The following is an 18,154-nucleotide window of genomic DNA, read 5'->3' as shown; positions in this document are numbered from 1 at the left end:
GTATCAAAAAAAAAGGCATCGATTGATGCCTTTTTTTTTGATAGATAATATCTAAACTATGCTAAGCCAAATTTAGCTTTTACAGCATCTACGTAGTCTAATTTCTCCCACGTGAAAAGTTCCACTTCTTTCTCAAAAACAACGCCGTCTGGCCCTTTGAAAGATTTCTTCACGATTTCGTTGGTACGTCCCATATGGCCATACGCAGCCGTTTCTGAATAGATAGGGTTACGCAATTTCAAACGTTGTTCGATAGCATAAGGACGCATATCAAAGATTTCTTCAACTTTACGTGCGATTTCTCCGTCTGTTAAACCTACTTTGCTAGTACCATAAGTATTCACAAAAAGACCACAAGGCTGAGCCACCCCAATAGCATAAGAAACTTGTACTAACACTTCATCAGCCAAACCAGCAGCCACTAGGTTTTTAGCCACGTGACGCGTAGCATAAGCCGCCGAACGGTCAACTTTAGAAGGATCTTTACCAGAGAATGCACCACCACCGTGGGCACCTTTGCCACCATAAGTATCAACGATAATTTTACGACCTGTCAAACCTGTATCTCCGTGAGGACCACCAATTACAAATTTACCAGTAGGGTTGATGTGGTAAGTGATGTCGCCATCAAATAAACCTTGTAATTCAGGCTTACATTTATCTTTTACTCTTGGAATAACAATATTGATAATATCAGCTTTGATTTTAGCTAACATTGATTCATCATCAGAGAATTCATCGTGTTGTGTTGAAACAACAATCGTATCAATTCTTTGAGGAACGTTATCATCAGAATATTCAATGGTTACTTGTGATTTTGCATCTGGACGAAGGTAATCAATCAATTCAGGTTCGCTGTTACGAATCGCTGACATTTCCTTCAAGATTTGGTGAGCCAAATCTAACGCCAAAGGCATATAGTTGTCGGTTTCTTTGGTTGCATAACCAAACATCATTCCTTGGTCACCAGCACCTTGCGCATTTGCTTTTGATTCAAAATCATCAGCCGTTACTCTATCAACCCCTTGGTTGATATCAGCAGATTGATCATGGATAGCAGAGATGATACCACAAGAATTTGCCTCGAACATATATTCAGATTTTGTATATCCGATTTTACGAATTACATCACGGGCAATGGTTTGAACATCTAAATAAGTATTAGTTTTTACTTCTCCTGCTAACACTACTAAACCTGTGGTTACAAGGGTCTCGCACGCTACTTTTGAAGATGGATCAAACGCCATGAAATTATCAATGAGGGCGTCTGAGATTTGGTCAGCAATTTTATCTGGGTGTCCTTCCGATACCGACTCAGAGGTGAAAAGATATGCCATTATGAATATTTTATAATTTGTGAATCAATCAAAGCACAAATTTATCACTAATATTTTTATTTGACAATTTGGCTTATTGAATGCTGTATTTATAGATAAATTATCTTTAAATAAGTCTATATTTAAGGATATTAACTATAAAAAAGAATATTACCATAAAATATTAGGACTAATACTACTATAATTTAATAGAGTTTAGCCGATACTACACTTTTTGCACCCATGATAAATGGTAGAGTAGGCACACTTTGCATCAAGAGGATGTCTTGCCAGATAGAACTATCTTCATCCAGAAACTTTAATACATCCGCTGGACGATTAGATTGAAATAACTTAGTAAATATCATATCCGCAGGCATTCTCTTGTGTAGCATCACATTGAGGAGGATACTATCCAACAATGCCTTCCAGCGATTTGTATTGAAATTGCCTTGAAATATTATTGGCTTATTTGTAGCATGGGCTACGGCCAAATCCGAGACTAATTTTTGTAAAAACCTTTGAGTACGTTGAAAACTATAGCCCGTTGAGGCTTTAACATACCCACCGGCCGTACCAATTCTGATAACTTTGGGGGACGGAGAAATTACTTGCGGCTCGTCAGACATGGGAATAACGCCCGATTCTATTTCAGTAATTCGGTAATCATCAATCTTTAAAACCTCCTGAATATATTGTTTGAGGGTATTGTTATACGAAGCTTCGTCGAGGAGGTTATCAGAAAAAATAGTAAATTCCACCAATGCTTTAGTAGCAGAATGAGGCAAAACATATACGAACCTGCATTCGTTTTGCTGTGGTATTCTAAAATCAAAAAGCGTAGGTCTTTCGGGTTCAAAGCTCGGTTGAACAGTTTCAATGATCCAACCCTTAAAATGTTGGAGCATATTATGGTAATTGGGATTGTTGAAGCTAGACACCGTAATACTATCAAACACAAAACCATTAGCTATAAATGTACCTTTGTTGGTCAGAACCTCTGCTGAGGTATTAGTTCCATTAATTTTTTCAATATCAGCCTGCAGAAAACTAACGTTAGGGTTTTGTTTGAGGAGTGGAATAATATATTGATAAAAATCTTCACCCCGAAGCATTTTATAGGTGTACTCTTCAATATCCATAAATCTGGCAAAATCTTCTTTGCCATAGAACCAAAGCCCATTCCATTTTCTATAGATAATATCCTCAAAGGGACTAGCTTGTTTCTCCCAAAAACACCAAGTATGGTCATTAGCCTGTTTTACATCACGGTCGATGATAAGGATAGACTCATTTTTCAGTAAGCTTTTATTCAAGTAAAAAGCCAAAGAAAGCCCAGCCATACCACCCCCAGCAATGATATATTGATAAGTATTTGGAAGAGTTTGATTCATGGTAAATATGAAGAAAGACCAATTTAGTCATTTTGTACGAAAACCATTCTAATCAATTAACCCGAAAAGCGAAATCTTGTTAGAAAAATTTTAGCAATGAGTTTTGATCCTTTAGCGTTGAGCTTGTTTTTTGTAGGTATTGTTTGTTGGAATTGGAATAAAGTGAAGATAATAGGCATCTTGTTTGATGGAATGGTCATCTAGTAAAATTAACTCGAACCAATAGTCTTAAATTTAAAATTACTGTTTCTTTTGAGGAGGAAAAATTAAGTGTTACTTTAGAAAATCGAAAAGTATGTAATGACAATACAAAAAGTACGACAAAACTTTCGCATATTAGCGAGTTATATGTAAGCGTAACAGACGACACAGCAACTAATAAATAGACAAACAATGCAAGCAAAAGAAACCAAACTGCAAGACATAATTGAAGGAACAAAACAGTATGTAATTCCACTTTTTCAAAGAAGTTACAGTTGGACACCAAAAGAATGGGAAGTTCTTTGGAAAGACCTTGTTGAACTTTGTGAAATGGAAAATCCAAGAACACATTTCATTGGTTCAATTGTAAATATGCCGACAGTTTCCGTTCCTGAAGGTGTTGCAAAATATTTGCTTATTGACGGACAACAGCGTATAACGACAATTTTTATTTTGTTGGCACTATTGCGGAATAAAGCAAGAGAAAATCAAAACCTAAGATTTGCAGACGAGGTAAATAACACCTTGCTTGTAAACCAATACAAAGACGGCAATGACTATTACAAGTTGATGCCAACACAAGTTGACAGACCAACATTTGAGAACCTAATAAATGGCAATCCAAATGAAATAGAAAATCAAATTACACGAGCTTACATTTTTTTTGAGAAAAAGCTGAAACAAGTTGAACTTGAACCCGAGAAGTTAAAGAAGATAATCACAAGCTACTTTTCCGTTGTTAGCATCGTTCTTGACGCTGATGACAATCCATATTTAGTATTTGAAAGTTTGAATGCAAAAGGCAGACCTCTGACACAAGCTGACCTTATTCGCAACTACTTCTTTATGCGAATACACGTTGACAAACAAGAAAAAGTATATAAAGACTATTGGTTGCCAATGCAAACTGCTTTAGGTGAAAACTTGACCGAATTTATTCGACACTTTTTAATGCGTAACGGAAATATCATTAAACAAGGTGATGTATATTATGCACTAAAGGAAAGTGTTTCTACAAGAAATGCTACAGACTATTTAAGCGACTTAAAAAAGTTCTCAGTTTATTACCAAAGACTTATTTATCCTGAACTTGAACCCGAAGTTCTTTTACAAAAATATTTCCTCAGACTTAATAGGATTGAAGTTACTACTGCCTATCCTTTACTCTTGAATTTTTACAGCAATTACGCTGACTGTAAAATAACCAAGGACGACTTTGTAACAATTCTGAAAACTTTAGAGAATTACTTAATCAGAAGATTTGTATGTAACGTTCCTTCTAATCAGCTAAACAAAATATTCCCGATAATTTATCCTCAAATTATTTCTAAACATCCTGACAATATTGTAGAAGGATTTAAAACTGTTTTGCAAGGCAGGGGCTATCCAAAGGACAATGAATTCTATCTCCGTTTTAGGGAAAATAAATTTTACGGAGGTGGCGATAGACAAATAAAAACAAAACTCATTCTTGAAACCATTGAAGAGAGTTTTGCTCATAAAGAACGTGTTCCGTTCAACAATTTAACTATTGAACACATAATGCCACAGACCTTATCCGAATGGTGGCAAAATGAACTTGGTGCAGAATGGGAAGAAACACATGACCTGTTTCTCCATACAATTGGTAATTTAACATTGACGGCTTATAATAGAGAATTATCAAATGAAGGTTTCCCGACTAAGAAATTAACTTTTGAAGAAAGTCATTTAGAGTTGAATAAATATTTTTCTGAAATTCCTCATTGGACAAGGAATGAAATAGAACAACGTGCAGAGAAATTAGCAAAACAAGCAATTGAGCTTTGGACATATTTTGGACAGGAAAACACCTCTCCAACTGACTTACAAGAAGTAACAGGAACTACTCCTATTTCTTTAAGCATCCTCGGACAACACATTCCAGTTGATAGCTGGCGAGACGTTATGGAGCAAACATTAAATACTGTTGCAGACCTTGAGCCAGAAAAATTTGAAGTATTGGCTCATAACTTTCCAAGATATTTAGGCAAAGACAAAAACAAATTCAGAGCCATTCGACAACTTCAAAATGGCTATTATATTGAAATGAATTTATCTGCTCAGAGTATTCAAAAACTTTGCTATCAAGCTATGGAGACAATTGAATTAACATCGGAAGATTGGAACGTAATTGTGAAATAATGAAAGCGGTGGACAGAACCCCAACCGATAACATCGGTTTTCCGCCGTTGATTTCTATGATAAAAACAAGGAAAAATTAACGGAATTTTCATATTTTTTCTTTCTTTGTACAACTGATATTACACGGTGGATTAATTTGTTTTTAACCGCATTTAAATTTGACAATTTCGATTACTACACCAATTTAGTTAAATACGACGCTAATTGAGAGTCCCAAACCGTTGTCAGAAATTTTAACACATATCAAAACATAATATGAAACTACAAAACCTAATACTTACAATTTTAATATCGTCTTCTTCAATATTGACATACAGCCAAAAAACTTATAAAGGTCTTCCTGTCATAGAAGCAAATAATGCCAAAATCAAATATTATGTAAACAATGTTGAAAATAGTAATTGGACAGTTACACCTAAAATTGCAGACGATACCCTTCTTATTAAAACCTACCTTTCTGAAAAAACTAAAATTCTGTTCAAGTTCAAGACAGACATTGATAGTATCAAATTTGAAATTAATCATGATGAAACCAAACGTTTCTATGTTCATTTAAACAATGAATCTTATGCCTTGACAACAGTAAGAAGACAGAAGATTTTTATACCAACGTTAAATTATGCTTCAACAGAAAGCAATCCTAAATATAAAATTTTATACACCAACGAAAATGAAAAAGGGTATCTTGATTCTTTGCATACAAAATATCCGATTCCTTTCAAAAATTCAAAAACGCAAATTGATAAAGTTTTGACTATCTTAAATTGGACTCGTAGCCAATGGGAACATAGAGGAGATGTAAGTCCTAAAAAAAATGATGCTATTTCAATTTTAGATGAAGTAAAAGAAGGAGGAAGGTTTCCTTGTTTTGCTTATGGATATGTCTTAGCATCACAATTAAAGGTTTCAGGCTTTAAGTCGAGAGTTATATATCTTAAAACCAGTGATATATCAACATCAATGCGAGGTGGAGGACACGTTGCTACGGAAGTTTTTGTTGATGAATTACAAAAATGGGTTTTTGTTGATGCTCAATTTAATGCCATGCCTTTTCTTAATAATGTTCCTTTAAATGCGGTAGAATTTCAAAATGCTATTAGAACAAATATTGATAAACTGGAATTTAAAAGTTTGGGTAAAGTTGATAAAATGTCCTACATTAATTTTGTTCAACCATACCTTTATTATTTTGATTGTTCTTTTGACCAACGTGAAGATGTAATTACAGAGCGCAACAGAGTAAATAACAAACGAAGTTTAATGCTTGTCCCTTTAGCTACAGAAAATCCTACTTTCATGTTGGTATGGAATTCAAAAATTGATTATTGTGAATACACAAACTCTATTAATGATTTTTATGCAAAGCCTAATTAGACGAAAAAAAATCTTTAAGCATTCCTGATATTATCGGTATTTGTCATGTGGTAGCTAAGACCAACAACATCTACATTAGCAACGCACCAATTTCTCAGTTCTTAATAAATACTAACATTTTGCACCATAATACGATGACGATAGATTATAAAATTGACGAAAAGGACTTCCTGATACATCAACTTTATCTTGCATCAAAGTCAGACCGAATTAGAAAGAAGCGACAAAGAAACAAAGTAATAGTGCCAACAATATATTTAATACTCGGACTTTTATTGTTTTTGGGCGAAAAGTTTTTATTGGCTATCATTTTTGTGATTTTAGGAGTTCTTTGGTATTTCATTTATCCAATTTGGGAAAAGCGACATTATATTAACCACTACAAAAGTTTCATTAAAGAGAACTTAAGCGACAGACTAGACAGGATTACAACGTTAGAATTTAACAACGACTATATCTTAGCGAAACAGAATGGTAGTGAAAGTAAAATTTTGACGATAGAACTTGAAGAGATATGTGAAATTCCTACGATAATTTTAGTTAGACTAAAAAGTGGACAATTTTACATTTTACCAAAAGATAAAATATCAAACATTGATAACCTAACTGTAAGGCTGAAAGAACTTGCTGACTATTTGAGAATTAAATACAGCATTGACGAAAAATGGGAATGGGAATAATTACAAATGCTAATAACTACAATATGAATATCAACAAAACAGATAAAATGAAAAAAAATATTCTTTTATGCCTCCTGTTATTTCTGACTAGCCCCTTGGTTTTTGGACAAACTAAACAAGATACTTTAGCAATCAGACAAGCTGCTCTTGACTATATAGAATCTCAGCATCAGCCAAATCCTACGCAAATGGACAAGGCATTACACCCTAGAATGGTTAAACGTACTTTTTGGAAAGACAAAGCAACAGGGAAAGACTATGTAAGAGAAACGACAACAGAATCTATGGTTTTGCTTGCAGAGAGTTATAATAAGAATGGCGACAAATTTCCTGCGTCACCTAAAAAAGAGATTTTTCTGCTTGACGTTTCAGAGCGTACTGCCTCTGTAAAATTAATTGCAGACGAATGGATTGACTATATGCACATTGTCAAACTGAATGGTAGTTGGAAAATTATCAATGTTCTTTGGCAGTATAAAGACATAAAACAGCATTAATGAAAAAGGCTAAATTGTGTGGTTGGTAAATAACTTTATAATTTAATAAACATGTTAATATTTTTAAATATCCTCTTATTCTTCATCGTAATAAGTTCTTTGATAACATCATTTGTGGCAATTTTTCAGATTCTTAATAATGACTTTAACGGTTCAAAAGGATTATGGATATTAATATCTTTGATGGCGTTTATTGGTCCAATATTATATTTAGTGAAAGGACGAAAGCTTATCCTCAAAAAAGATTATAAAGATGTAAGCAATAGAGAAACGTTCTCATTCAAAAAATACTACTTAGGATTAATTGAAGACTTAAATATTAATGTTAAAATGGCATTTGCATTTGCTATTAGTCTGATTGCAATTGGATATTTGGTGACAGGTTTTGATATATATTTCTTTTGGGAGAGTAAATCTATTGGATATGCAATGCTATTGATTTTAATAGCCATTTTTCTACGAAAAGATATAACAACTAGAAAGACAATCAAGGCAAAGACAGTATGGAGTCATATAGGCTTTTGGATTATTATTTTTGTACTGTTTACAAAATTATTATTAATGATAATTTTGCCTAATAGTGAAGCGTACAAAGCAGCAAAAAAATATCTTAATAAGGATTCAAAATTGATTGAGGAAATTGGCGAGATAAAAAGCTGTTCTATCCTTCCAAATGGTAGTATTTCAATCAGTAGTGGGTCACAAGGTACTAATGGAACAGCTTCAATTAACTTAATTATAAAAGGAACAAAAAAATATAAAGAACGTACTTTGTATTTAGAAAAAACACCAGAAAAAGATTGGTCAGTAATTGGAGTAAAATAGCTTAGCGTTTTAAGAGAAAAAATATATATAATGTTACTTTAGAAAGAAGAATGATATACATAAAATACAAAAAGCACTACAAAACTTTCACAATATTAGCGAGTTAGACAAAATTGCAAGAACGATGAAAAGCTATAACTTACTCATTCTGTTTTTATTGTTTTCAAGTTTGACACAACAGCAATTTACTAAAGAGCAAATTGAAAGCAGACAAATGCTTCAATTGACCATTACCTTGGAAAAAGACACTTTCTTGCTTGGCGACAAGATAACAGTTAATGCACAACTTCTTAATAAAACAAATAAGACAGTAATAATTCCTTCAAATTATACATTGACAAGTAATTTATATCCCAATGGTGTTGCTAGTGATAACGAGCATTCAGGAGGAAATTTTGACTTTAAGATTTCGCCAGTGTCAAAGTGGAAAAGTATTTATATCGAAGATTTAGCGGTACAACGGGCAACTGAATTTATATATATTAAACCCGATGCTGTAGCAAATTTTAAAATTGAAATTGGAGAACATATCAACTCGTTCAACAAAAATTTTGACAACAGAGCTGACAGTTTGAAAATTAATGAGGGCTTTAATTATCACTTAAAAATGATTTATTCAAATAAAACTACTGGAGATAAAAAAATATTTAATGGACAAGTGGAATCAAATAACGTAAAGATTTACCTTAGGTAGAGTAACTGTGGCTAATATATTTACCAGTTAGTCCGCATCTTAGATATGGACTATAATAATCGTGGTTATATAAACCACTAGCTCAATTTTTCTACCTGCTTGGCATAGAATTACAAAATCAACTATATTTATATAATACTTATCTGCTTTTAAATCGATATAAATCTAAACTTTATCTATCTTAAAACTTCTTTAATAAGCACATATTATGGAAAACCAAGGAGCATCTGTAGTCATAACGCATCATATCATAGAAGGCAAAGAAGAGAAATATGAAGAATGGCTCAATGAAATTGGGCCAATTTGTAAGAGTTCAGAGGGTTTTGTTGATTGGCAGATAATACGCCCAATTCCTAATCTAACGTTTATCTATACTGTTATTATTCGTTTCGATTCAATTACAAACCTTAAAAATTGGATAGAGTCTTCAAAAAGGAAACAGCTCATCGAAAAGGTAACTCCACTATTTGCCAGAGATGATAATTATGTTATAAAAAGTGGCTTAGATTTTCTTTTTGTTTCAGAAACTGAAAAGCCCAAAGCACCTGTTCGTTGGAAACAGTATTTGGTAACGTGGTCCGCTATCTATCCATTATCACTCATTATTCCATTACTTATTTTGCCAGTATTGAGGGCTTTGAATTTCCCACAGATTCGATACTTGGACGCTCTTTTTATTTCAGGGGTTATCGTTTTTCTGATGGTTTATGTTGTAATGCCTCATTACACAAAACTTATCAAAAATTGGCTTTATAAATAAGCAATAAAGCAATGTGATGGTATTGATAAAATAACCTTTACCACATTGCTTGAAGACTGTTTGCTGAAAAGTTGGTGATGTATATCTAATTCATACTCCTTCCAAAACCAACGGTTTCCCTAAACAATTGTGGAGAAACATCAGCATTGTTTTTAAAAAATCTACTGAAATAATATTCATCGTCATAGCCTAATTCAAAGGCTATTTCTTTGACTGTTTTATTCGTTAAATACAATTCTCTTTTGGCTTCAATGACTATTCTTTCGGCTATTAAATCAGTCAGCGTTTTGTTGAAATAGGTCTTGGTAATTTTGGCTAATGCTTTGGCAGAGATGTTTAGATGTTCTGCATAATCGCTAGGGGAATGTTTTACTTTAAAGTTATTTTCTATTGAATCTTTCAAACTTTGTAGGATAAAAGGCTCTTTAGTTTCGGTAATGGAGGTTGATAAAATAGGATTTTGCTCTTTTTTAAGACGAGATGCTTTGATTAAATATATTTTCAGATACGAAACCAATAACTCATATTGAGCCAAAGCTTGGTTTTGCATTTCAGTGGACATTTGCTCAAACAACATATCAAAAGCCATCGCTGAAACTTCATCAACCCTCGTGAAGGGTGGTTCATATACATTATTGAACAAAACACCATTGCAGGCTATTTCGCTATGGTGTTTATGAATACAGAAAAAATCTGGATGAAATTGAATAGCTACACCACTGATATTGTCGGATGAAAGCATAAAAGGTTGATAGAGTGAAAAAGCAAAGAGTGTATTTTCTGAAAAGTCATATTCCGAGAAATCGGACTTTAATTTGCCATTACCCTGCTTTATCCAAATTAAGGTATAATAATTATTCCGCTGTAAATGGTCGAAATATCGATTGTCTTCAAAGGAAAAAATTTTAAAAGCAAGATGCCCAGTTAGTGGATTGACAAGCGTAAAAACCGATTGAGTTGACATTTTCTATTGAGTAAACGAATGAATAGTATGGTTTGAAAAACACAGTTTCAAGGTAAAGGTAATAGTATATCATTAAATTAATTTACGTTCGGTTGCGGAAATGGCTAAATCGTTGATACTCGCAAATCGTTTTTGCATTAATCCATTTTCGTCAAACTCCCAAAGTTCATTACCATAACTTCTGAACCATTGCCCTGAATGGTCGTGCCATTCATATTCAAAACGGACAGCCATTCTGTTTTCTCTAAATCCCCACAATTCTTTTTTGAGTTTATACCCTAACTCTCGTTCCCATTTACGAGTCAAAAAAGCTTTTACTTCTTCTCTACCATTGATAAAATCAGTGCGATTTCGCCATTCTGTATCGATGGTGTAAGCTAAGGAAACCTTTTCAGGGTCTTTGGTATTCCAAGCATCTTCAGCAGCTTGAACTTTTTGTAAAGCCGTTTCCATCGTAAAAGGCGGCAGGGGATATCTTTTATTTTCCATTTTGTTGTTAACATTAAAGGTAGTTGTTCTAATGCTCAACTACCTTTGTCCAATTTTTAAATTAAACAGTTTCAAGTTGATAAGCATTTACTACTGGAAAATCAATCTCAGTTTGTGCTGTATTGTTAAAATAGTTAGTCAGTATATTTAATGCTACATGCCCAACCACTTCGCCAATTTCACCTTCTGTAAGTCCAGCTTTTTTAGCGGCATCCACATCAGCATCTGATAATAATCCTTTTTTACTTACCAAAGCTTTTGCAAGTTTTAATACACCATCAGTTTTTTCATCGGCTGAATTACCTAACCTTGCTGCTTCAATGACCTCAGGTTTGATTTTGACTAAGTTTGTACCGATATAAGTATGTGCTGATAAACAATAATCACATGAGTTGCTTTCTGATACAGCCAATGCGATTAATTCGCCAGTTTTAGTTCCTAATGTTCCTCCACTTAATGCTCCGCTTAGGTTTAAATAGCTTTCTAAAAAAGCTGGAGAGTTTCCCATTGTTCTCATCATGTTGGGAACAACGCCTAATTGACTTTGTACTGCATTGAAAAGTTCTTTTGTTTTACCTGTAGCTTCTGCTGGATTAATTGCTGTTAAACGTGCCATTGTATGAATATGTTTAAATGTTTTTGTCCTTATTGACAATACAAAGTTGCGAGGATAATGGCAGTTGAAACATGGAGAAAATACGCAACATGATGGACGATTTTTCCAGTGATTAATTACTTATAAAGCGATACTTTTATGATAGTTTTAGATTTATTGGTAATTAGCGTTCCAAAAACGACAGAAACAAAGGAGATAATGAAGAAAATATTAAAGTTTTTTCAATTATTCCTGTAACCTTTCATCATTACTGCGGTTACCAGTACAAATAACACAAAATCAACCTTAATTACTTGGATAATCTTTCTGACAACGCACTCATGCTAAAAGTAAAAGCTGGAGACCTCGACAAGATGGGTCTGCTCTTTGAACGGTACCATCGTTCATTGTATGGCTTTCTTTTTCACATGACTAATCAGAAAGAAGCAAGCGAGGATATGACTCAGAATGTTTTTTATCGTATGCTTAAATACAGAAATGCGTTTGTGGGCGATGGTGAGTTTAGAACGTGGATGTATCATTTGGCTCGCAATGTGTTGAACGACCATGCTAAAAAGAATATCAGAAACAAGGCTCAATACGATATAAAAGATTTTGAGGAAAGAATAGGAGGGAGTACACTGGCTGATGAACAATTTGAGAAAGAGGAAGAATTGAACATGCTAGAAAAAGCCCTTGGTAGTTTAAGTACAGAAAACCGTGAATTATTGATTTTGAGTAGGTATCAGGAATTGAGTTATCAGGAGATTGCCAAAATATTGGATACTACCGAAGGGGCAATTAAAGTAAGGGTGCATCGTGCGATGGGTCAATTAAAAAGTATTTATTTTAAAATTAATGTATAAAAAAAGCAAGTCTTATGAGATGTGAATATGATAAAGAGCGACTTACTTATTTGTTGAATAATCCTATCAACGATGTTGAGCGTATAGCGTTAGAAGAACATTTAGCTGAATGTCTGGATTGCCAGAAAGAGTTTGAACAATCTCAGAAATTATGGGCAATAATGGGCGAGATTCCTAAGCCTGTGCCTTCTGCCAATATGCGAACAGATTTTTACGCCATGTTGGAAGATTACAAGGAAACCGTTGCCGAAAAGAATAATCCGTTGACGAGTATATTGGCTAAGTTCAAACAGCTTTGGACGATTCAACCTGCTCTTCAATTGTCATATAGTTTTATGTTAATCCTTTTTGGACTTAGTATGGGTTATTTTATCAATCATTTGAATGTCAGACAGGCTTCAAATCAGGAAATAACAGCTTTATCGTCTGAAGTTCAAGAAATGAAGAAAATGATGATGATGTCGTTATTGGAAAACCCTTCGGCCTCTGAAAGAATGCGTGCTGTGAGTTATTCAGAAGAAATTACCGAAGTAAATACACAGGTAGTAGATGCATTGTTGATGACGCTGAACAATGATGAAAATGTGAATGTTCGCTTGATGACCTTAGAAGCCCTTACCAAGTTGTCAAACAATGCTAGGGTACGTGAAGGTTTGGTACAAAGTATTACCAAACAAGATTCTCCGTTGGTACAATCAGCCATTGCTGATGTAATGGTTAAGTTGCAAGAAAAAAAATCAATTAAACCGCTTCAAAAATTGCTTAAACAAGACAATCTCAACGAGATGGTCAAGGACAAAATAAAACAAAGTATTAATCAACTCATTTAAATAAACCTTTACATCATGAAAAAAACATTATTCTCCTTATTAATAGGAGTGGTACTCTCTTGTGCCCAATCGTCAACAAATGCACAGAAATTTGATGAACATCTTCATAAAGAATTTGAGGTATCCAAGACAACCACCAACATTTTAGCCATTTATAACATCAATGGTTTTGTAAAAGTAGAAGGCTATGCTGGCGATAAAGTAGTGATAGAAGTTGATAAAAATATTTCAGCCCGAGATGAGGATGATGTAGAAACTGGTAAGAAAGAATTCCAATTGGCATTTGAACAAAAAGGAGATAGTATTATTGCTTATGTGGCTCAACCATACGATTCTCGCCCTAATCGTAATTACGAGCGAAGAAATGACAAACGTGTAGAGTATCATTATAATGTATCGTATAGTGTAAAAGTACCCTATAACATGAACTTACATATTTCGACCATCAACAATGGATATGTGGAGGTAAAAGACGTAGCAGGAGCATTGCATTTACGCAATATCAATGGTGAAATCACTGTAGCCAATGCGAAAGGACAAAGTAATTTGCATACGATTAATGGTAATATCACGATAAACTACGTGAGTAATCCTCCAGAACCATCATCTTATTATACCTTAAACGGTGACATTAGGGTTACCTATCTCAATGACCTTTCGGCAGACTTACAGTTTAAAAGCATGAATGGACATTTCTACACAGATTTTTCTAATACTGAAGTATTACCAACACAGGTAGTGAAAAACAAAGAAACTAGGGGTGACGGGACGGTTTATAAACTAAACAAAACATCTTCTATCAGAATTGGCTCTGGCGGAAAAGCATACCGTTTTGAAACCATGAACGGAAGCGTATATATCAAAAAACAACAATAAATTATTTAAAATCAAAACATATATCAAGCAGATGAAAACAATAAAAACAGCAGGATTGTTGCTACTATCAATCATATTGATGAACAGGGCTGTGGCTCAGTCAGAAGCAAAAGACCAGATAACAGTGCCTTTGACAGACCCAACTAAGCCATATTCGCTGACGGTGAAATTAATCAATGGCTCAATCAAAGTGGCGAGCTATGCAGGTAAAGAAATCGTGATAGAAGCACAAGCGGCAGCTGGCAAAAAAGAAGAAAGTAAAACCAATGCAGAAGGCATGAAGCGTATCGTGGCAGATAATGGATTGGAGCTTACGGCAGAGGAAAACAACAACAAAATAATCGTACATTCTGATTCATGGAAAAGAGCGGTTAATCTTACTCTAAAAGTACCACAAAATGGAAACTTTAAACTCCATACCATCAATAATGGAGATATTACAGTAGAAAACCTCAATGGAGAAATGGAGGTAAACAATGTAAACGGTGCGATAAAGCTTTCTAATATTTCAGGTTCTGTAGTGGCTAATACGGTGAATGGTAATATCATCACCAGTTTCAAATCGGTGGATGCTAAAGCACCTATGGCATTTACAACCTTGAACGGAAATGTTGATATTACTTTTCCTGCTACGATTAAAACAAATGTTAAGTTGAAATCAGACAGAGGTGAAATACTAAGCGATTTTGATATTGACATCGACAAAACTCAGCCTAAGACAAATACAGCCAGCGAAAAAGGGATGTATAAAATTAAAATTGAAGACTGGATTTATGGGAAAATCAATGGTGGTGGCCCCGAAATCATGATGAAGAATATGCACGGTAATATCTATTTAAGGAAAGCCAAATAAACCTATTTTAACTTATTTATAAAGAATCTGTAGGTTTAAGATTTATTTTAAACTTACAGATTTTCACCTCACCCCCAACCCCTCTCCTTCAGAGAGGGGCTTTGAATCCAATAGTCTGCTCCCCTTCTCTGAAGGGGCTGGGGCTGGGGGATGAGGTAACCTATTGACCTATTTACTCATAATTAATTCTGATAAAATTGCAACAAAGTAGTAAAACCTCTTGTCCTTGTGTCAAATAAAGACCTCAATAAACAACCTAATTACAATGAAAAAAACGCTGTTGCTGATGCTCTTGCTAGGTATCGCTAGTATTGGCTTTGCTCAAACCTTTACAATCAATGGAACTGTTAAAAATCAACAAAATGAAGTAGTTTCTTTTGCTACGATTGCCTTGCATCATACCAAGGATTCTTTGCTAGTAAAAGCTGATATTGCCACAGAAGAGGGCGTTTTTAAAATGGCTAATATTGCCAAAGGGCTATATTACCTTCAAATTAATGCGGTAGGATTCAAAAGTTTTAGGTCGTCACCCATTGAAGTAATCAATCAAAACATTGATTTACCGCCTTTTACCTTATTAACCTCTGTCCAACAGTTGGAAGAAGTAAAAGTAGTTGCATCCAAACCTTTGATAGAGGTGAAACAAGACAAAATTGTGTTTAATGTAGAGAGCAGTATTAATGCTACAGGCTCAAATGCATTAGAATTATTACAAAAATCTCCTGGTGTACAAGTTGACAAAGATGAAAACGTTTTGATAAAAGGCAAAGCAGGCGTAAGGATTTATATTGACGGAAGACCATCACAGATGAGTGGGAAAGACCTTGCCTCAACCCTCAGAAGTATGAATTCCGCTGATATTGAAGCCATCGAAATTATCACGAATCCCTCCGCTAAATATGATGCCGCTGGCGACTTAGGCATTATCAATATCCGTTTAAAGAAGAACCGAAAAATTGGTACTAATGGCAATCTTAGTCTTGGGGCTAATTTTGGTATTACGCCAAAATACAATAGCTCACTGAACATCAATCACCGTGATAAAAAGGTTAATCTTTTTGGTTCGTATAGTTATAATCAAGGGGCTTGGCATAATACTACTTTGGATGACCAAATTTTAAACAATACCATCTATAATAAAACGTGGCATGGCTTATGGAAGGATACTTCGCAAAGTGCTAAAGTGGGCGTTGATTACTACATTGATTCAAAAAATACGATAGGCTTTAGTGCGAATGGAAGAATGAGCGACCATAACGGCGGAGGCGAAAGCCAAACGCTGATTGGCAAAAGGTTTAGCTCAGTGCCAGATTCTGTCGTACTTTATTCACAAACATCTAACCCTGAAAAAAACAAGAACCTCAACTTAAATCTAAATTATCGTTTTGCCGATACTACTGGTCATGAACTAAATGTTGATGCAAATTATGGTATTTTTACTTCTAGGGGTATCAATTATCAGCCAAATAGGTATCAGTTTTATTCGCCAGAGATACCTGCGATTGAACGAAACTATGTCAGTAAAACTCCGACAGATATTACGATCAGTTCTTTTAAAATTGATTATGAGCAGCCCTTTCAAAAAGGAAAATTGGGGTATGGCGTAAAATGGTCGGATGTGACGTCTGACAATACTTTTGATTTTTTTAATGTCATTAATAATACTGAAGTCAGAGACATTGACCGAAGTAATAGATTTACTTATACCGAAAGAGTATATGCTGGGTACATCAATTATAATGTTCAACTGAACAAAAAGTGGGATTTTCAAATAGGACTGAGGGCTGAGAATACTAAGTCGTTGGGCAATCTTACCAGTTATAAACACAATGATTTGGATAGGGTAGATACCACTTACCTAAACTTTTTTCCAAGCGGTACGCTATCATTTAAGGCATCTGATAACCATTCTTTTAACCTTAATTATAGTCGCAGAATCAATCGTCCAAGTTATCAAAACCTGAACCCATTTGAATACAGGATTGATGAATTGGTGTATTCAAAAGGAAATCCATTCCTTCGTCCTGAGTTAGCCAATAGTTTTAAATTGACGCATGTATATCAATCTAAACTGACAACTTCTTTAGGATATTGGCGAACTAAATTCCCAGTGGTGGGTTTAAGGATTCCTTATGATAGTAGCCGAACCTATTTTATTTCTAGAAACTTAGATTATTCTGAAGGAGTAAGCTTGGATATGAGCATTACGGCTTCTATCACAAAATGGTGGCAAATTTATTTCAATGTGAGTGCCTATCACAATATCTGGAAGGCTAATCTGGAAAATGGATTAGTCATTAATAACAGTACGGCAGCAGTTAATTGCAACGGACAGAATACTTTCAAGATAAAAAACAACTGGACGATAGAATTATCGGGTTGGTATAATTCACCCTACCGAAGAATCGATTACAATTCGGGTATGGGCATGATGGACATAGGTGTGCAAAAGAAGTTTTGGAGTGATAATGCCACTTTCAAGGTTTCTTATAGTGACGTACTAGGTACTGCTCGTGGAGGATACCATTCACGCTATGCAGGGATTGAAACAAATTTAAGGTTCACTTTTGAAGGACAACAATTGAAATTTAGTTTTAATTACCGATTCGGCAATAAGGAAATCAAAGGAGCGAGAAATCGCAACTCAGGTTCTGAGGATGAAATGAATAGGATTAAAGGAGGATGATTTTCTATTAGCTGGTGAGTTAAGTCTTATTGATTGTTTATAATCTTGTAAGTGATTGATAATCAAAATTCTCATCACTAGGGAGGGACTT

General features: G+C 34.4%; 17 protein-coding genes. 12 read left to right on the top strand and 5 right to left on the bottom strand.

The genetic code is table 11. The features are described from left to right. Positions 1 to 56 precede the first annotated feature (56 nt). Together metK and AC07XN_RS07335 are read right to left on the bottom strand one after the other, a co-directional pair. Positions 57 to 1,337 (bottom strand): methionine adenosyltransferase, encoded by a 1,281-nt coding sequence (gene metK / locus AC07XN_RS07340; protein ID WP_494742572.1) that lies wholly within the window; start codon positions 1,335 to 1,337, stop codon positions 57 to 59. A 185-nt stretch (positions 1,338 to 1,522) separates the two neighbouring features. Further along, on the bottom strand, positions 1,523 to 2,710 hold the full coding sequence (locus tag AC07XN_RS07335; protein WP_494742571.1) for a lycopene cyclase family protein: 1,188 nt from the start codon (positions 2,708 to 2,710) through the stop codon (positions 1,523 to 1,525). 393 nt (positions 2,711 to 3,103) lie between these two features. Here AC07XN_RS07335 and AC07XN_RS07330 point away from each other — a divergent pair, with 393 nt between their 5' ends. The 7 genes from AC07XN_RS07330 to AC07XN_RS07300 all read left to right on the top strand — a co-directional run bounded on the left by AC07XN_RS07330 (position 3,104) and on the right by AC07XN_RS07300 (position 9,904). Beyond that, complete coding sequence (locus AC07XN_RS07330) at positions 3,104 to 5,074, top strand: DUF262 domain-containing protein (protein ID WP_494742570.1); 1,971 nt, start codon at positions 3,104 to 3,106, stop codon at positions 5,072 to 5,074. Between the two features lie 255 nt (positions 5,075 to 5,329). After that, complete coding sequence (locus AC07XN_RS07325; protein ID WP_494742569.1) at positions 5,330 to 6,448, top strand: transglutaminase domain-containing protein; 1,119 nt, start codon at positions 5,330 to 5,332, stop codon at positions 6,446 to 6,448. Positions 6,449 to 6,582: 134 nt separating this feature from the next. After that, a complete protein-coding gene (locus AC07XN_RS07320) occupies positions 6,583 to 7,128 on the top strand; it encodes a YcxB family protein (protein WP_494742568.1) in 546 nt (181 codons plus the stop codon). After that, on the top strand, positions 7,119 to 7,625 hold the full coding sequence (locus AC07XN_RS07315; protein ID WP_494742567.1) for a nuclear transport factor 2 family protein: 507 nt from the start codon (positions 7,119 to 7,121) through the stop codon (positions 7,623 to 7,625). The genes AC07XN_RS07320 and AC07XN_RS07315 overlap by 10 nt, the downstream gene beginning before the upstream one ends. A 51-nt stretch (positions 7,626 to 7,676) precedes the next feature. Next, complete coding sequence (locus AC07XN_RS07310) at positions 7,677 to 8,450, top strand: PLDc N-terminal domain-containing protein (protein ID WP_494742566.1); 774 nt, start codon at positions 7,677 to 7,679, stop codon at positions 8,448 to 8,450. Between the two features lie 124 nt (positions 8,451 to 8,574). Further along, entirely contained in the window at positions 8,575 to 9,144 is a 570-nt protein-coding gene (locus tag AC07XN_RS07305; RefSeq protein ID WP_494742565.1) for a hypothetical protein, read from the top strand. 208 nt (positions 9,145 to 9,352) lie between these two features. Beyond that, positions 9,353 to 9,904 (top strand): antibiotic biosynthesis monooxygenase, encoded by a 552-nt coding sequence (locus AC07XN_RS07300; protein ID WP_494742564.1) that lies wholly within the window; start codon positions 9,353 to 9,355, stop codon positions 9,902 to 9,904. 85 nt (positions 9,905 to 9,989) lie between these two features. Here AC07XN_RS07300 and AC07XN_RS07295 read toward each other — a convergent pair whose 3' ends face one another. The 3 genes from AC07XN_RS07295 to AC07XN_RS07285 all read right to left on the bottom strand — a co-directional run bounded on the left by AC07XN_RS07295 (position 9,990) and on the right by AC07XN_RS07285 (position 11,973). Continuing rightward, complete coding sequence (locus tag AC07XN_RS07295; protein ID WP_494742563.1) at positions 9,990 to 10,868, bottom strand: helix-turn-helix domain-containing protein; 879 nt, start codon at positions 10,866 to 10,868, stop codon at positions 9,990 to 9,992. 72 nt (positions 10,869 to 10,940) lie between these two features. Further along, complete coding sequence (locus AC07XN_RS07290) at positions 10,941 to 11,357, bottom strand: nuclear transport factor 2 family protein (RefSeq protein WP_494742562.1); 417 nt, start codon at positions 11,355 to 11,357, stop codon at positions 10,941 to 10,943. 61 nt (positions 11,358 to 11,418) lie between these two features. Further along, positions 11,419 to 11,973: a carboxymuconolactone decarboxylase family protein gene (locus AC07XN_RS07285; protein ID WP_494742561.1), complete on the bottom strand. Its 555-nt coding sequence runs from the start codon at positions 11,971 to 11,973 to the stop codon at positions 11,419 to 11,421. Positions 11,974 to 12,293: 320 nt separating this feature from the next. Here AC07XN_RS07285 and AC07XN_RS07280 point away from each other — a divergent pair, with 320 nt between their 5' ends. The 5 genes from AC07XN_RS07280 (at position 12,294) to AC07XN_RS07260 (ending at position 18,063) form a co-directional block, all read left to right on the top strand. Beyond that, a complete protein-coding gene (locus tag AC07XN_RS07280; protein ID WP_309919630.1) occupies positions 12,294 to 12,818 on the top strand; it encodes an RNA polymerase sigma factor in 525 nt (174 codons plus the stop codon). A 14-nt stretch (positions 12,819 to 12,832) separates the two neighbouring features. Next, positions 12,833 to 13,648: a HEAT repeat domain-containing protein gene (locus tag AC07XN_RS07275; protein ID WP_494742560.1), complete on the top strand. Its 816-nt coding sequence runs from the start codon at positions 12,833 to 12,835 to the stop codon at positions 13,646 to 13,648. Positions 13,649 to 13,663: 15 nt separating this feature from the next. After that, positions 13,664 to 14,524 carry a DUF4097 family beta strand repeat-containing protein gene (locus tag AC07XN_RS07270; RefSeq protein ID WP_494742559.1) on the top strand — a complete coding sequence of 287 codons (861 nt, stop codon included), beginning with the start codon at positions 13,664 to 13,666 and terminating at the stop codon, positions 14,522 to 14,524. A gap of 31 nt (positions 14,525 to 14,555) precedes the next feature. Beyond that, entirely contained in the window at positions 14,556 to 15,377 is an 822-nt protein-coding gene (locus tag AC07XN_RS07265) for a DUF4097 family beta strand repeat-containing protein (protein ID WP_494742558.1), read from the top strand. A 265-nt stretch (positions 15,378 to 15,642) separates the two neighbouring features. Then, positions 15,643 to 18,063, top strand: a complete 2,421-nt coding sequence (locus AC07XN_RS07260) for a TonB-dependent receptor domain-containing protein (RefSeq protein WP_494742557.1) — start codon at positions 15,643 to 15,645, stop codon at positions 18,061 to 18,063. The last annotated feature ends 91 nt before the right edge of the window (positions 18,064 to 18,154 follow it).

Source organism: Arcicella sp. GW458-12-2-14-TSB2 (assembly GCF_059423785.1).
The sequence above is the reverse complement of the archived record's forward strand: the minus strand, read 5'-3'. Positions and strand labels throughout refer to the sequence as shown.

What these genes read in the sequence shown, in the direction of transcription:
- metK (WP_494742572.1), bottom strand. Translation starts at nt 1,337, where the DNA reads ATGGCATATCTTTTCACCTCTGAGTCGGTATCGGAAGGACACCCAGAT.
- AC07XN_RS07335 (WP_494742571.1), bottom strand. Translation starts at nt 2,710, where the DNA reads ATGAATCAAACTCTTCCAAATACTTATCAATATATCATTGCTGGGGGT.
- AC07XN_RS07330 (WP_494742570.1), top strand. Translation starts at nt 3,104, where the DNA reads ATGCAAGCAAAAGAAACCAAACTGCAAGACATAATTGAAGGAACAAAA.
- AC07XN_RS07325 (WP_494742569.1), top strand. Translation starts at nt 5,330, where the DNA reads ATGAAACTACAAAACCTAATACTTACAATTTTAATATCGTCTTCTTCA.
- AC07XN_RS07320 (WP_494742568.1), top strand. Translation starts at nt 6,583, where the DNA reads ATGACGATAGATTATAAAATTGACGAAAAGGACTTCCTGATACATCAA.
- AC07XN_RS07315 (WP_494742567.1), top strand. Translation starts at nt 7,119, where the DNA reads ATGGGAATAATTACAAATGCTAATAACTACAATATGAATATCAACAAA.
- AC07XN_RS07310 (WP_494742566.1), top strand. Translation starts at nt 7,677, where the DNA reads ATGTTAATATTTTTAAATATCCTCTTATTCTTCATCGTAATAAGTTCT.
- AC07XN_RS07305 (WP_494742565.1), top strand. Translation starts at nt 8,575, where the DNA reads ATGAAAAGCTATAACTTACTCATTCTGTTTTTATTGTTTTCAAGTTTG.
- AC07XN_RS07300 (WP_494742564.1), top strand. Translation starts at nt 9,353, where the DNA reads ATGGAAAACCAAGGAGCATCTGTAGTCATAACGCATCATATCATAGAA.
- AC07XN_RS07295 (WP_494742563.1), bottom strand. Translation starts at nt 10,868, where the DNA reads ATGTCAACTCAATCGGTTTTTACGCTTGTCAATCCACTAACTGGGCAT.
- AC07XN_RS07290 (WP_494742562.1), bottom strand. Translation starts at nt 11,357, where the DNA reads ATGGAAAATAAAAGATATCCCCTGCCGCCTTTTACGATGGAAACGGCT.
- AC07XN_RS07285 (WP_494742561.1), bottom strand. Translation starts at nt 11,973, where the DNA reads ATGGCACGTTTAACAGCAATTAATCCAGCAGAAGCTACAGGTAAAACA.
- AC07XN_RS07280 (WP_309919630.1), top strand. Translation starts at nt 12,294, where the DNA reads ATGCTAAAAGTAAAAGCTGGAGACCTCGACAAGATGGGTCTGCTCTTT.
- AC07XN_RS07275 (WP_494742560.1), top strand. Translation starts at nt 12,833, where the DNA reads ATGAGATGTGAATATGATAAAGAGCGACTTACTTATTTGTTGAATAAT.
- AC07XN_RS07270 (WP_494742559.1), top strand. Translation starts at nt 13,664, where the DNA reads ATGAAAAAAACATTATTCTCCTTATTAATAGGAGTGGTACTCTCTTGT.
- AC07XN_RS07265 (WP_494742558.1), top strand. Translation starts at nt 14,556, where the DNA reads ATGAAAACAATAAAAACAGCAGGATTGTTGCTACTATCAATCATATTG.
- AC07XN_RS07260 (WP_494742557.1), top strand. Translation starts at nt 15,643, where the DNA reads ATGAAAAAAACGCTGTTGCTGATGCTCTTGCTAGGTATCGCTAGTATT.